Genomic DNA, 15608 nt, shown 5'->3' with positions numbered 1-15608 from the left:
GGCTATTTTTATAGGGAGGGTTTACGATTATACAATAGGGGGTTATTTTAGTCAATTTATTGTTAATTATTTATATTAATTAATGGCGGCAAAAAAGGCGGTTAATGGCTTGGGAATTTATTTTTTAGTGAGAGATGGGGAAGCAAAGACCGATCGCACAATCCATCACAAAAAGGTCGCCCAGCAATATCATCTTTTGTTCGATCGAGCCAAAGGTTAGCGGGGCGATCGGCCTTCTACAGACATCGTGTCTGTACAGACAGCAAAAAGGCAGGCTACCGGAAATCAGCCCAGCCTCCGTAGTGTCCCATTTTGTCGGTGATGTATTCCAGAACTGCGATCGAGGGTGCATCGCAGTTCCTCTCCAGGTATTCGGCTGCGATCGCGGATGCCAAAACCAAAATTCCCAAATTCTGCCTTCGGCTCAGCTACTTCATGGCTTCGGACAGAGTCAAAGCTCAAAATTTAACAACTTTTGTCAGAGGGTATTCGTTACGTAACATTAAATAATATCAAAGTTTCTGGTATATTTCCGAATTTTTAATGTATCGTTACAATAAGCTCATCTGCCATATGTAAAAAAAATTTAATGAGGTAAAAGCCATGATCGCAAGTTGCTTGATTCCGTTTACGCTCTGCTTGATCGCTGGGCTCGTGACTGCTGGGACTGACAACAGAACGCTAGACGGGATTCCGGCTCCCATAGCTGCAATTATTGGGGTGTGTTCGCTAATTTGGTTTTTGGCCCTGTGTCCTTGGCCTGTTGAACTCGCCCTAGTGTTGGCAGTGCTGGTTTTTGGCAAAGCTTACTTGGACAAGATTTTAAAACTCGGCTAATTTTTCAAGCCTCGCGCGCTGCTTAAGTTGCGGGAGGGTTCAGGGGTGCTTCTACTTTTTTGAGAAAATTTCGTTTTTGGCTATTGTTCCGGCTGTCTTCTCATCGGAAGCTGCAACCCCAGCATTGGTGAAATTAACTCTAGATATTTAGGTTAAAATTTAAAAGATCGAGGTGGTTCTTCCAGAACACATAATATCGGACATAATATAAGGTGCGCACTGCGCACCCTACAGAATCGAGTATCTCAAATGGCGAGCTGTTAAATTGGCAAGCGATTGATATCTTTATTAGAACCAATTACTACCATCACCTCGCCGTTTTTCAAGCGTTCGTTTGGCTGGGGATTGATCTCGAAATTGTCGCCGCGGCCGACTGCGAGCAAGTTCAAACCGTACCGGCGCCTCAGATCCAAATCGGCAATGGTTTTACCGTCAAATTTTTCAGGAACGAGCAACTCAACAATGCTGTGATTAGGGTCGAGGTCAAAGCGTTCTAAAATGCTGGGTTGTGTAAGAATGCGGGCCAAAGAGCAGCCCATTTCTCGTTCGGGAAAAACTACATGATCGGCGCCGACTTTTTTCAACAGTTTTAAGTGAGTTTCCGAGGAAGCTTTGGCGATGACGTGAGTTACCCCGCCTTCTTTTAGGTTGAGGGTGGTGGTAATGCTTTCGGCGAGGTAATTGCCGATCGCCACAATCACTGTTTCAAATTCAAATATACCTGCTTCCTGTAGAGCGCTAGGCTCTGTAGAATCTAACTGCAAAACGTGAGCCGAAATGCGATCGCTCAAAGCTTGAGTTACTTTTTTTTCGTCGGTGTCAACCCCGAGGACTTCGTAGCCCAAGCCGTGCAGAGTCGAACACACAGCTCTGCCGAAACGCCCCAAACCAATAACTGCAAATTGCTTGTTTTCGGCCCGCAAACTGCGAAAAAATTTTAAAGATGAAAGGTTCACGCTCATATTCAGCGCTGAAGGTCTGGATATTCAAATTTTAACATAGACAGCGCTGCCTCCTTTTGATTTGTAAAAATGGATTTGGGTTGTTACCCATTGTTTAGATTATCAGGAACGAGGTATGATTTTGCTATCCGACTAACAAACTTTCCTCAGCATACTTAAAAGTTTTGGGTTTGGGGTCGCCGACAGCGGCACTCATCAGCAGCAGTACGCCAACCCGACCTATGTACATCGTAGCAATCAAAATTAATTTGCCGATCGCCGAAATCTTGGCTGTAATCCCTGTGGAAAGGCCGACGGTGCCAAAAGCTGAAACTGCCTCAAATAGCACTTGGATAAATTCTAGTTGGGGATTGGTCAGTTCAATTAAAATTGCAGATGTGAAGGCGACTAACAGCGAGCCGAAGACTACGCTAATGGTTTTCAGAATCAGTGCGGGCGGGATTTGACGCTGATAGCACTGCACCTCTTCCTGGCCTTCTAGAACTGCTGCGGTACAGCTAAACAATATCCTAAAAGTTGTGGTTTTGATGCCGCCGCCGGTGCTGCCGGGACTGGCGCCGATAAACATGAGGGCGATCGTCAGAAATAGCGCTGCTTCGCTCATTTTGCCGATATCAATTGTATTGAATCCTGCCGTGCGGGGAGTAACTGATTGAAACCAAGCTGCCATCACCTTTTGCGGAAAATTGAGAGGGCCGAAAGTTGCTGGGTTGTTGTATTCTAGCAGTAAAAATGCTACCGTTCCTAAAATTAAAAGGACAGCAGTTGTAGTGGTAACAACTTTGAAGTTGAGGGAAAAAACTGTGCAGATCGGGCTTTTGTTGAAGCGATCGCGCAACCACAGGTACAGTTCCATAATTACTTGATAGCCGATTCCCCCAAATACGATCAAACCGGTGACGGTGAAGTTGATCGCAGGGGAATTTACGTAGCCCATCAAACTATCTGAATAGATGCTAAACCCGGCGTTGTTAAAGGCATTAACGCTGTGAAATATAGCAGACCACACGCCTTGGTTAAATCCGTATTTTGGGACGAAAACCGACATCAACAAAAACACTCCTGTTAATTCAAACAACAGGGTTGTTGCTAGAATTGACTGCACGAGTTGCAATACACCGGCTAGTCCAGGTTTGTCAAGGGATTGTTGCAGGGCAATTTTGTCTTTCAAGCCAAAGCGGCGGCCCAATAACAGCAGCAAGAAAGTCGTGGCTGTCATGTAGCCCAAGCCTCCTATTTGCACCAGTAAAACTAGGCACAGTTGCCCCCAAAAAGAGTAATATTTTCCGACATCTACAACCGACAAGCCTGTGACGCAGACAGCGGAAGTAGAGGTAAAGAGTGCTGTGATTGGATCGCTCCAAGTTCCATCTATTGTGGAAAATGGCATCATCAGTAATAGAGCACCTGCGGTAATGACGGCGAGAAATCCCAAAGCAATGGTTCGCGAGACAGTCATTCGATTTTAGATTTTAGATTGGGGATTTTAGATTGGGGATTTTGAGATTTTGAGATTTGAGATTTGAGATTTGAGAGGGAAGGCACAAATCGATCGTCGAGCTTGAAATAAGGATATGTCTGCGAGTGTCTGCGGTCGATCGCACGATCGCCGCCAACTTCGATGACAACAACGGGAAAATAACGGTAGAATTCCTTTAACAACTTGCGATCGTGCGATGACATCAACACTTTACCAGCAAATTCAGCAACTTTACGACGCTTCTAGCGGTTTGTGGGAGCAGGTGTGGGGCGAACATATGCACCACGGTTACTACGGCCCGGATGGCAATTTGAAAAAAGAGCGCCGACAGGCTCAGATTGATTTGATCGAGGAACTGCTGGGCTGGGCCCGAGTGCCGACAGAGCAGGCACTATCAGAACCTTACCGCATTTTGGATGTCGGTTGCGGCATTGGCGGGAGCACGTTGTATTTAACCGAAAAGTTTGGTTCGATCGCGCAAAATAATTTAAAGTCGGATGGTGGGGTCGAGCCTGATTTTAGTCGATCGGGCCAACCAAATCAAGCGGGCGATCGGGTGACAGCGACCGGCATTACGCTGAGTCCGGTACAGGCAAACAGAGCAAAGGAACGCGCTAAAATTGCTGGGCTAGAAAGCAATGTTAACTTTTTGGTGGCAGATGCTTTAAATATGCCTTTTCCTGATGAGTCCTTCGACTTAGTTTGGTCGCTCGAAAGCGGGGAACATATGCCGGACAAAATTAAGTTTTTGCAGGAATGCTGCCGCGTACTAAAGCCGGGAGGAACTTTGATTTTGGCTACTTGGTGTCACCGCCCGCTGGGAGAAACGGCGGGAGAATTGACAGATGCAGAGAGGAGGGAATTGGCAGAAATTTACCGAGTTTATGCTTTGCCTTACGTGATTTCTTTGCCGGAATATGAGGAAATTGTCCGCAGTTTGCCTCTGACAAGTATTCGCAGCGCTGATTGGTCAAAAGCTGTGGCTCCTTTTTGGGATGTGGTGATCGATTCTGCTTTTACTCCGAGTGCTATTTGGGGTTTACTGACTAGCGGTTGGACGACTATTCAAGCTGCACTTGCTCTCGGATTGATGAGCCGGGGATATGAGAGCGGATTGATTCGTTTCGGGCTGATTTGTGCTGTAAAATAACAGGAAAAGAATATAGCCTTTCTCAGTAACATGAGGTGCTATAGGGCATAAGCCGCCGTGGGCCTAGGCCGCCGCGGGCCTAGGCCGCCGTGGGCATACCTCTCTTTTTTGAGAACCGCTATATCAGAGAAATTTTGAGTTTTGAGTGTGATGAGTAGGGTGCGCAATGCGCACCTTACTGACTTTTAAGTTAAGGCGTAAGGTGCGCAATGCGCACCCTACAGAATATTATTTTTGGTGCGTTTGTGTGATTTATGGGTAAGGATTCGATCGACAAGTCTGGGATTGATAAAAATGATGTGATGCAGCGCTGGGTGAGTGCATTTTGGGAGTTTTCTCGACCGCATACGATTATCGGGACTACGTTGAGCGTAATGGCTTTGTATGCGATCGCCCAAAGCACTCGATTATTTGTGAATCCGATACTTCTGCCGCTAGCTTTTGCTTGGTTGGCTTGCATTGGCGGCAATATTTATATTGTGGGATTGAACCAGTTAGAAGATGTTGAAATTGATAAAATTAATAAGCCTTATTTGCCGATCGCCTCGGGAGCGTTTTCTCGCAAAACTGGGGAGTGGATTGTAATTGCCGCGGGAATTATCGCGGTTGTGACTGCTGTTTTGCAAGGCCCGTTTTTGCTGGCTACAGTTGGCGTTAGTTTGGCGATCGGGACTGCTTATTCTCTGCCGCCAATTCGGTTGAAACGGTTTCCTTTTTGGGCGGCGCTGTGCATTTTGGGCGTGCGGGGGGCGATCGTCAATTTAGGGCTGTTTCTACACTTTAATTGGGTTTTGGGTTTGTCTAGGGCGAAAAGCGTTTTTTCGGGCTGGAGCTTAAATAGTCTGTCTTTGGTGATTCCGGCCCAAGTTTGGGTGCTGACGGTTTTTGTGATCGTGTTTACTTTTGCGATCGCCATTTTCAAAGATATCCCTGACATGGAGGGCGACAAGCAATACAATATTACTACGTTTACGATCGAGCTGGGCAAGCCTGCTGTCTTTAATTTGTCTCGCTGGGTATTGACGGTTTGCTATTTGGGCGCGACTTTAGCCGGATCTGTCGCCTTGTCTAGTAATGTTAATTTAGTGTTTTTGGCGGTTGCTCATTTGGTGGCTTTGGGTTTGATGTGGTTTTGGAGTGCGAAGGTTAATTTGGACGAGCAAAAAGAAATTGCTGATTTTTATCAGTTTATCTGGAAGTTGTTTTTCTTGGAATATTTGATTTTTCCCGCAGCTTGTTTGTTGGGGTAGAAGTTCGGCAGCGGATTTTGTAGCGGATGTAACGGATGTAACGGATTTAACGCAGGGATGTTGAGGGAAGAAGGTAGGAATAGTTAACGGATTAGTAGAATAAGTTGGCAATTACAAGTTGGCGAACTCCCAAACAACAAAGACAACTATGGCTTCTAAGAAAAAATTGCAAAAATCTGCCGTCAAAATGCGTGCTGAAGATTCTTTAAACATAGCTTGGGAATATCACCAAGCGGGGCGTTTGTTAGAAGCTGAAAATTTGTATCGGCAAATTGTGGAAGTGCAGCCGGAATCAGCAAATGTGTTGTGTTTGTTGGGAATTGCAGTCAGACAGCAGGGAAAAGTGGCTGAGGCGATCGACTTTTACGATCGCGCGATCGCCCAAAACCCCGATTTTGTAGAGGCACATTTAAACAAAGCCCATGTTTTGATGGATCGAGGGGAAAGTCAAAGGGCGATCGCCAGTTACGAACAAGTCATCCAACTTTCACCAAATACCGCACTAGCATACAACAATTTGGGCTGGCTCAAACAGCACTTGGGCGAAATTGACTCGGCAATTTCCTATTATCAAACAGCGCTCCAGCTCGATCCAAGCCTGCTGGAAACTGCCCACAATTTGGCAGGCTTATTAAAAGATAAAAATCAATTAAATGAGGCAGTCGCCTGTTACCTGCACGCTTTAAAAATTAATCCAAAATTGACATATTCTCTGATCGGGTTGGGAAGAATTTTTCAGCAGCAAGGTAAATTAGCCGAAGCTTTCGACTGCTACCAGCAAGCTATAGCATTAGAACCCAACAATCCCGAAGCTCAGAACAATGTCGGAGCATTTTACCACGAACAAGGCAATACTAAAGCAGCAATTTCCCACTACCGACAAGCATTAAAATTTAAGCCGGACTTCGTGGATGCTATTAACAATCTCGCCCACGCTTTAGTCGATTTAGGAGAATTTCAAGAGGCTTTTGCTTGTCACCGTCGAGCCTTGGAATTGCAGCCAGACAACGCCATCGCACATCTGGAATTAGCCTTGACTTTGCTATTGTTTGGAGATTTTCAGCGCGGTTTTGCTGAATATGAGTGGCGGTGGCGCACTTCCCAAGTAGAAGCGAGACAATTTCCACAGCCGCTTTGGGATGGTGCGGATTTGCAGGGGAAAACTATTTTACTCCACCTCGAGCAAGGCTTCGGCGACTCGATTCAGTTTATTCGCTACGCGCCGATTTTGCACCGCCGAGGCGCTAAAGTTATCGTGGCTTGCTATCCAGATTTAATGCGGTTGTTTGCGACTGTTGCCGGCATTGAATATTTATCAGTCTGTTTTGAGAATTTGCCAGCATTTGACGTTCACGCACCGCTGATGAGTTTGCCGAGGATTGTGGGGACAACTCTGGAAACAATCCCGGCAAATGTTCCTTATTTGGCTCCGCCTGCTGAGTGCAATTTTGCGCTGGCTTCTGATGCAAAATTGAAGGTGGGGATTGTTTGGGCGGGAAGTCCGCAGCGCCGGAAAGATAATCAGCGCTCTTGCAGTTTGAGCGATTTTATGCAATTTTTGGATGTGCCGGGAATTGCTTTTTATAGTTTACAAAAAAACTTGTCGGAGTGCGATCGCACTTTGTTGCACCAGCACTTAATACCGGATTTGAGCCCGCATCTGAGCGACTTTGCTGATACGGCTTCGGCTATATCTCAACTGGATTTAGTGATTAGTGTCGATACCTCTGTTGCACACTTGGCTGGTGCTTTGGGTAAACCGGTTTGGGTGCTGCTTTCTTTTGCTCCTGACTGGCGCTGGCTGCTGGATCGCGAAGACAATCCTTGGTATCCAACTGCAAGGCTTTTCCGCCAAAGTCAGCCGGAAAGTTGGCAAGAATTGTTTCAGGATGTGCAGGCGGCTTTGAGTTTATTTGCGATCGCCAATTCTGCTACTTCTGGCGAGGATGCTGCGAAAAATCTGCCGCTGGAAATAACAGGCGCCAGCTTGGTTGAGGAAAACAAACAAATATTTGTGACTGCGGGCGAAGCTTTAGGAAATGACTCAGCAGTCAAGCATTCCCAGGGAATTGAGACATCTGTTGTCGCAACGGGCGACCAAAATTCGGCTGTTTTAGAGGATTTATTGCAACAAGCCGAACATTTAATGGAAACAGGCGATAAGCTAGAGGCGATCGCCCTTTACGAACAAATTATATTTCTCGCTCCCTATTGTTTCCAAGCGCGAATTAATTATGGTTTTCTCAAACACGAAAATGGGGAATTAGATGCAGCTATTCCGCATTACCAGGAAGCTTTAGCCATCGCTCCCAATATTCCTCAAACAGCTTACAACTTAGCAAAGATTTTTGAGGAACAAGGTAAAGTTGAAGAGGCGATCGCACATTACGAACAAGCTCTGGCTGCTGAACCGGATTTCGTGCCCGCACTGATTAATTTAGCGGTGGCGCTGCAAGAAAAGGGCGAACTTTTAAGGGCGCTCGATTTGTACCGGCGGGCGCTGGAAATTCAGCCGCATAGCTGGGAAGCTTACAACAATTTGGCAACGGTTTTGCAAGAACAGGGCAATTTAGAAGAGGCCCTGGAGTATTATCACAAAGCGCTGGAATTGCTGCCGGATTTTGTGGAAGCTATCAACAATTTAGGCAGGACTTTTCTGGAAAAAGGCGCGGTTGAAGATGCGATCGCCTGTTACAGACGCGCAATTTCTCTCAGCCCGGATCATGCTAGCGCTCACCTGAATTTGTCCTTGGCTTTGCTGTTGGCGGGAGATTTGGAAAATGGCCTCGCTGAATACGAGTGGCGCTGGCAAATTAAAGAATTTAAAACAGGCCATTCCTGTCTTTTGACGGCGCCGGGAAATACGCTTTCGGCGAGAGAATACCGGCCTCTGTGGGATGGTTCCAATTTGCAGGGAAAGACTGTTTTGCTGCACGCCGAACAAGGTTTAGGCGATTCGCTTCAGTTTATTCGCTACGTTGAGATTGTCAAAAATCGAGGCGGTAGGGTAATTGTTGACTGTTACCCGCAATTGCGCCGTTTGTTTGCCATGATTGATGGCATTGATTTACTGATAGTTAGAGGTGAACCGCTGCCGGAATTTGACGTGCAAGTGCCGATGTTGAGTTTACCCTATGTTCTCGGTACAAGGCTCTCAACAATTCCGGCAACTGCTGCTTATTTAGCTCCGCCTGCGGATGCTGAATTTGGACTTTTGCCCGATCGCAATTTGAAAGTTGGGATTGTCTGGGCGGGGAATCCCAAACACCGCAAAAATATGCAGCGTTCTTGCGGTTTAAGTCAGTTTCTGCCGCTTTTGGACGTTTCGGGCGTAACTTTTTACAGCTTGCAGAAAGAGGTTTTAGAGGCCGATCGCGCGCTGTTGAATGGAACGCCGATCGTCGATTTGAGCCCGCATTTTGGCGATTTGGCTGATACTGCTGCTGCGATCGCCAAACTGGATTTAGTAATTACTGTCGATACCGCTGTCGCCCATTTGGCGGGCGCTTTGGGCAAACCGGTGTGGATTTTGCTGGCGTTTTCCCCCGACTGGCGGTGGTTGTTGGAGCGCGAAGACAGCCCTTGGTATCCCAGTGCAAGGCTGTTTCGGCAACGGGAAAGGGGCGATTGGGAACCTGTTTTTCAGCGGGTGGCGGAGGCTCTAGGCGCTGTTTCCGCTGGATTTGTGCCGTCGGATTTGGCGGATGCAGAGTTGCGGCTGGGCCGAGATTTGCAGCAGCAGGGCAATTTGGGCGGTGCGATCGAGTGTTACCAGCGGGCGATCGCGATCGATCCGAATTACGCAGCCGCCCACAGCAATTTAGGTGTTGTCAAACAGCAAAGCGGGCGGTTGACAGAGGCGATCGCCCATTACCGGCAAGCCCTAGAAATCGACCCGAATTTGGGGGAAACTGCGAGCAATTTGGGCAGTGCGCTGGCGGAAGCAGGGGAGAATGAAGGGGCGATCGCAGAATACGAGCGCGCGCTGTCTTTGAATCCGAATTGCGCGGAAGCGCTGGTTAATTTGGGCCTGCTGCGGGAAGAGCAAGGGGATGTGGCGGAGGCTTGCTCGCTTTACGAGCAAGCAATTCAAGTCAATCCTGATTGTGCTGTGGCTTATTTGAATTTGGGCATTGTGCTGGAGGAGCAAGGGGAGGAAGCGGGGGCGAATTACGATCGCGCGATCGCGAATTACCAACGGGCGATCGCGCTGGAGCCCAATTATGTGGACGCCTTGCACAACTTAGCATACGCCTCGATCCGACAGGGCAGAATTGCAGATGCGATCGCCTATTACGATCGAGCTATGGCGCTGCAACCGAATTTAGCCGAAACTCTGATCGCTTTGGGGAGTTCCCTGCAACAGCAAGACAAGTTAGATGAGGCTCTAGCCGTTTGCCAGCAAGCGATTCAGCAGTTACCAGCCAATGCTGCCGCTCGCTGCAATCTAGGAATTGTCCTGCACAAACAGGGCAAAATTGCAGGTGCGATCGCCTGTTACCAGCAAGCTTTGAGCCTGCAACCCGACTTTCCCGAAGCTTTGAACAATCTGGGTAAAGCTTTTGAGGAAGCCGGAAACACGGTAGAGGCGATCGATTGTTACCGTAGGGCGATCGAGTTGAAACCCGGTAACATGAATTCCCTCAACGGTTTGGGAAAAGTGTTGCACAATGGCAGGCAATTAGCCGATGCTGTCACCTGCTACAGTCAAGCAGTTCAATTCAATGCGACTAACCCAGAATCTCACCTAAATTTAGGTTTGGCTTTGCTGCTGTCTGGAGAGTTGCAGCGCGGTTTTTCCGAGTACGAATGGCGGCTCCTGATTAAAGAAAAACAGTTCCCGCTCCACAACTTTATTCAGCCGATTTGGGACGGCAAAGATTTGGAGGGAAAAACAATTTTGCTTTGCCCGGAACAGGGTTTGGGCGATGCAATTCAGTTTATCCGCTACGCAGATTTAGTCAAGCAAAAAGGCGGCAAGGTAATTGTTTGGTGTTTGCCGCACTTGCACCGCTTATTTGCCCAAGTTTCGGGAATCGACGAGTTAATAATTAATCCCGATGATGCGCCAGATTTTCAAGTTCACGCGCGGTTAATGAGTTTGCCGCACATTCTGGGAACAACTTTAGAAACAATCCCGGCTAATGTTCCTTATTTAGCTCCGCCCCCCGGTTTGGAATGCACTCTGCGGAACACTCCTAATTTGAAAGTAGGGATTGTGTGGTCTGGAAATTCCCAACATTCACAAAATAAGGTACGATCGTTCCCGCTAGATTTGTTGGCAAAACTGTTAGATATTCCCGGAGCAGATTTTTACAGTTTGCAAAAGGACATGACAGCCGAAGATCGGACTTGGTTAGAGCAAATGCCCGTCACAGATTTAAGCTCTGATTTGCACGATATGGCCGTTACTGCGGCAGTAATCTCGGCTCTAGATTTAGTGATTTCTGTAGATACTTCTGTAGCGCACTTGGCCGGTGCTTTGGGCAAACCAGTGTGGATTTTGCTGTGTTTTGTGCCGGATTGGCGGTGGATGTTGGAGCGCGAAGATAGTCCTTGGTATCCCAGTGCAAGGCTGTTTCGCCAGTCAGCAGCGGGGGATTGGGATGGAGTTTTAGATCGGGCTACTTTGGCGCTGAAAGCAAAAATTTCCCAGCATCAAGAAGCTAGAGAGCCCGTAGAAATTCCGTCTAATATTGAGTTGGCTAGGAAACAATTCGATCGCGCAAACGTGCTGAAATCCCAAGGAAATCTTGCCGAGGCGATCGCGTATTTCAAAAATGCTTTGGTTTTGCAGCCAGATTCGATCGAGTCCGCTACTAATTTAGCCGTCACGCTGCACCAAACAGGCGATTTAGCCGAAGCTGCGACGTATTATCAGCGCGCGATCGAAATTGACCCGAACTGCGCTCAAGCGCAAAATAACTTGGGTATTTTGCTGCAAGATCGGGGAAATATCGCCGAGGCTGTAATTTGTTTTCAAAAGGCGATCGCCCTAAATCCCGTTTATGTCAAAGCTTTGAACAATCTCGGCGCGACTCTCCAGCAGCAGGGCGAGTTGCAAAGTGCGATCGTCTATTTTCAGCAAGCACTTTCCTTCAATGCCAATTACGTGTCCGCCCTAGTAAATTTGGGCGCGGCGATGCAAGCAAAATGTCAACCAGCCGATGCCCAACGGCTTTACCAGCGTGCCATTGAAGCAGAACCGAACAATCCTAAAGGACACTATAATCTGGGAAATTCATATTTGGCTGCGGGCAAAATAGAGCAGGCAATTTCTAGCTTTGAGCTAGCAATATCTTTGCAGCCAAATTATGTAGAAGCTCTTACTAATTTAGGCAGTGCCGTGGAACTATTAGGAGACGTAAATCGGGCAATTTCATATTACAATCAAGCCCTGGCACTGGATCCAAACTGTGTTAAAGCTCACTTCAATTTAGGCTTAGTCTTGCTGTTAACTGGCGACTTGCCGCGCGGTTTAGCAGAATACGAGTGGCGGTGGCACACAGATCAGGCGAAGAAATTGCAGCGGTTGAATTTTGACAAGCCAGTTTGGGAGGGTTCAGATTTGAACGGACAAACTATTTTACTCCGCTGCGAACAAGGTTTGGGCGACGCAATTCAATTTGTGCGCTACGCCGCAATTGTCCGGCAAAAAGGCGGCAAAGTCATTATATCTTGCTATCAAGAACTGAAGCGTTTATTTAAGCAGATTCCTGGCATCGAACAAGTGGCGGTGCGGGTGGAAGAATTGCCCGATTTTCAAGTGCAAGCACCCCTGATGAGTTTGCCGCACATTCTGGGAACAACTTTAGACAATATACCCGCGAATGTTCCTTATTTAGCGGCGCCGCCGAATTGGCAATTTTCGCTAAATTGCGATCGCAATTTCAAAGTAGGAATTGTCTGGGCGGGAAGTTCGGAACATTTGAAGGATTTTGTGCGATCGAGCGATTTCAGCTATTTCTTGAAATTCTTAGACATTCCCGGTGTCAGTTTTTACAGCCTTCAAAAAGAAGTGTCGGCGGATGACAGAAGTTTGCTAACTCAAACTTCTGTCATAGATTTGAGCGACAATTTGAACGATTTTGCCGATACTGCGGCGGTGATATCGCAACTAGATTTAGTGATTTGCGTCGATACCGCTGTGGCGCACTTAGCCGGTGCGTTGGGCAAACCTGTCTGGATTTTGCTCTCTTTTATGCCCGATTGGCGGTGGATGCTGGCACGGGAAGACAGCCCTTGGTATCCCACTGCGCGGTTGTTTCGGCAGTCAAAACCGGGCGATTGGGATGGCGTGGGCGATCGCATAAAAACCGCTTTACAAGAGTTAATTCCCACTCCCACTGAAGCTAAACAATCATCAAGTGCGATCGCAGAAATAGACGTACAGTTTCACATAGCAAAAGCATTACAAAAACAAGGCAACAAAGCAGCCGCAGCCGCGCGTTACGAACAAGTAATTGCCGGTTCGCCCAACCACGCCGAAGCCCACACTTATTTAGGTTATCTCAAACAGGAAAACGGACAAATAACCGAGGCAATGGAGCACTACCAACAAGCACTAGCAACCAATCCCAACCTGGGCGAAACCAACTTATATTTAGGTTGCGCCCTGGAATCACAAGGAAGAGTTGCGGAGGCGATCGACTGCTATACTAAAGCAATTCAACTCTCTCCAGAATCTCCAGAGTTACGTTTAAGACTAGCATTTGCTTTGCTGTTGACTGGCAATTTCCAGCGTGGTTTTGCGGAATACGAATCGCGCTGGCAAACTCAAGAATTAGAACAACAATATACCAATTACCCGCTTTGGGATGGTTCAGATTTGCATGGAAAAACAATTTTATTGCACCCAGAACAAGGTTTTGGCGATGCGATTCATTTTATCCGCTACGCACCTTTAGTCAAGCAAAAAGGCGGCAAAGTTATGGTTGCTTGTCATCAATCGCTGAAGCGTTTGTTTGAAAAAGTGGCAGGCGTAGATAATGTAGTAACAAACCCGCAGAATTTGCGAGATTTTCAGGTGCAAGCGCCGCTGCTAAGTTTGCCGCGAATTCTGGGAACAACTTTGGAAACAATCCCGGCAAATATTCCTTATTTAACTGCGCCCGATGATGGTAAAATTTCCCTAGAATCGAACAATAAACTAAAAGTAGGTATTGTGTGGGCGGGCGGCCCGCTGCACCGCAAGAATCACGAGCGATCGTGTAAATTGAGCGATTTTCTGAAGTTTTTAGATGTTCCGGGAGCGAGTTTTTACAGCCTTCAAAAAGACTTGTCGGCGGGCGATTTAACTTTATTAAATCAACAGCAAATCCCCGATTTAAGCGAACATTGCGTCGATTTTGCCGACACCGCAGCGATTATTTCGCAACTGGATTTAGTAATTTGTGTTGATACTGCGATCGCCCACTTAGCCGGTGCTTTGGGTAAACCGGTTTGGATTTTGCTCTCTTTTATGTCGGATTGGCGGTGGATGTTGACACGGGAAGACAGCCCTTGGTATCCCACTGTGCGGTTGTTTAGGCAGTCAAAAGCGGGTGATTGGGATGCCGTGGGCGATCGTATAAAAGCAGCCCTAGAACAGCTAATTACCCGTTTCCAAGGGGCGGGCACGCACCATCCACCACCCCTACAGATTCCCCCAGAAACCCCGCCACAAATAACAGGAATTGGCATCAGTTGGCCAGTCAGCATCACCAGCGGCTGGGGAATTTACGGCATGAATTTAACACTGCAACTGCTGCGAAATCCCGCCTGGGAAGTTGCACTTTTAGTACCGCCATCCATCACCTCAGAATCCATCAATCCGCTGCACAAATCCCTGTTATTACCCGCAGTAGAAAAGCAGAAACAATTTCAGGAATTAGTAACAGCAAATTCCGACAAACAAATTAGTTGTAACTTTCCTGTACTGTACGCTTTGGGGAATAACTTAGCATCCTCGGGAGTTGACAATCACCTAATCAGCCCTTGTCAAGTAGGAGTGATCTTTTTTGAAGACACCCGCATCACCGCAGCAGCCCTAGAAACAGCCAAAAAATATCGCGCCATCGTCGCCGGTTCCCACTGGAATGCCGATGTTTTGAGAAGCTGCGGCTTGACTAACGTGGCGATGGTAAATCAAGGAATTGACCCCGCAATTTTCCATCCTGCACCTAAATCTAACTTATTTGGCGATCGCTTCGTCATATTCTCCGGCGGCAAACTCGAATATCGCAAAGGCCAAGACATTGTAATTGCCGCTTTCAAACGATTTCGCGCCAAACATCCAGAAGCTTTACTACTAACAACATGGCACAACTTCTGGCCTCAATATATGCTGGGAATCGAACAAACCGGAAACGTGGCGGGACTTCCCAATATCAACCGCGACGGAAGTTTAGGAATTTCCCAATGGTTGGCAGCTAACGGTTTACCAGTTGAATCTTTTATCGACATCGGTTTAATCCCCAATCACCTCGCCGGACAAATATTGCGAGAAGCCGACTGCGCTGTTTTCACCAACCGCTGCGAAGGCGGCACTAATTTAGTTGCAATGGAAAGTATGGCCTGCGGAATTCCTACTATTTTATCAGCAAATACCGGACATTTAGACTTAATTTACAGCAATATTTGCTATCCTTTGTCGCATCAGGGACGAGTTAAGCCGACTGCTCATTTTCCCGGTGTAGAAGGTTGGGGAGAGTCTGATGTTGAGGAAGTGGTCGAGGCTTTAGAGCAAGTTTATACTAATCGCGAAGCTGCCAAAAATCGCGGTTTAGCTGCGGCGAATTTTATGCTCGATTGGACTTGGGAAAAACAAGTTAAGCGCTTTCTTGATGTTATTACCCACATTCCGCAGATATTCGATCGGATTTAATTTCAAAAGAATTCAGAATTCTCAAAACCTCAAATAATTGCTCTGCAATCATTTGAGGCTTTTT

Annotated in this window: 9 protein-coding genes; 5 read left to right on the top strand and 4 right to left on the bottom strand. The window is 47.2% G+C overall.

Going from position 1 to position 15608, the window contains the following annotated elements; genetic code table 11:
• The first annotated feature begins 82 nt into the window (after nt 1-82).
• Nucleotides 83-220 carry a hypothetical protein gene (locus JGK39_RS26715; RefSeq protein WP_293253521.1) on the top strand — a complete coding sequence of 46 codons (138 nt, stop codon included), beginning with the start codon at nt 83-85 and terminating at the stop codon, nt 218-220.
• A gap of 55 nt (nt 221-275) precedes the next feature.
• Here JGK39_RS26715 and JGK39_RS26710 read toward each other — a convergent pair whose 3' ends face one another.
• Complete coding sequence (locus JGK39_RS26710; protein ID WP_293253518.1) at nt 276-401, bottom strand: hypothetical protein; 126 nt, start codon at nt 399-401, stop codon at nt 276-278.
• Between the two features lie 202 nt (nt 402-603).
• Between JGK39_RS26710 and JGK39_RS26705 the strand changes: the two genes are divergently transcribed.
• Nucleotides 604-837: a hypothetical protein gene (locus tag JGK39_RS26705; RefSeq protein ID WP_293253515.1), complete on the top strand. Its 234-nt coding sequence runs from the start codon at nt 604-606 to the stop codon at nt 835-837.
• A gap of 260 nt (nt 838-1097) precedes the next feature.
• Here the strand turns inward: JGK39_RS26705 and JGK39_RS26700 are convergent, their stop codons facing one another.
• From JGK39_RS26700 to JGK39_RS26690, 3 genes are all read right to left on the bottom strand, one after another.
• The gene (locus JGK39_RS26700; protein WP_293253566.1) at nt 1098-1793 is read right to left on the bottom strand and encodes a TrkA family potassium uptake protein; all 696 of its coding nucleotides are present in this window, start codon (nt 1791-1793) and stop codon (nt 1098-1100) included.
• A 130-nt stretch (nt 1794-1923) separates the two neighbouring features.
• Nucleotides 1924-3258 carry a TrkH family potassium uptake protein gene (locus JGK39_RS26695; protein ID WP_293253513.1) on the bottom strand — a complete coding sequence of 445 codons (1335 nt, stop codon included), beginning with the start codon at nt 3256-3258 and terminating at the stop codon, nt 1924-1926.
• Nucleotides 3255-3482 carry a hypothetical protein gene (locus tag JGK39_RS26690; protein ID WP_293253510.1) on the bottom strand — a complete coding sequence of 76 codons (228 nt, stop codon included), beginning with the start codon at nt 3480-3482 and terminating at the stop codon, nt 3255-3257. Before JGK39_RS26690 ends, JGK39_RS26695 begins: the two co-directional genes overlap by 4 nt.
• Here JGK39_RS26690 and JGK39_RS26685 point away from each other — a divergent pair.
• The 3 genes from JGK39_RS26685 to JGK39_RS26675 all read left to right on the top strand — a co-directional run bounded on the left by JGK39_RS26685 (nt 3476) and on the right by JGK39_RS26675 (nt 15544).
• Entirely contained in the window at nt 3476-4429 is a 954-nt protein-coding gene (locus JGK39_RS26685; RefSeq protein ID WP_293253507.1) for a methyltransferase domain-containing protein, read from the top strand. The genes JGK39_RS26690 and JGK39_RS26685 overlap by 7 nt on opposite strands.
• Before the next feature lie 254 nt (nt 4430-4683).
• Nucleotides 4684-5679: a homogentisate phytyltransferase gene (locus JGK39_RS26680; RefSeq protein ID WP_293253504.1), complete on the top strand. Its 996-nt coding sequence runs from the start codon at nt 4684-4686 to the stop codon at nt 5677-5679.
• Between the two features lie 148 nt (nt 5680-5827).
• Nucleotides 5828-15544, top strand: a complete 9717-nt coding sequence (locus tag JGK39_RS26675; protein WP_293297147.1) for a tetratricopeptide repeat protein — start codon at nt 5828-5830, stop codon at nt 15542-15544.
• Nucleotides 15545-15608: the final 64 nt, after the last annotated feature.

The sequence above is a fragment of the Microcoleus sp. PH2017_12_PCY_D_A genome (assembly GCF_020738565.1).
Lineage (GTDB): Bacteria > Cyanobacteriota > Cyanobacteriia > Cyanobacteriales > Microcoleaceae > Microcoleus.
The sequence above is the reverse complement of the archived record's forward strand: the minus strand, read 5'-3'. Positions and strand labels throughout refer to the sequence as shown.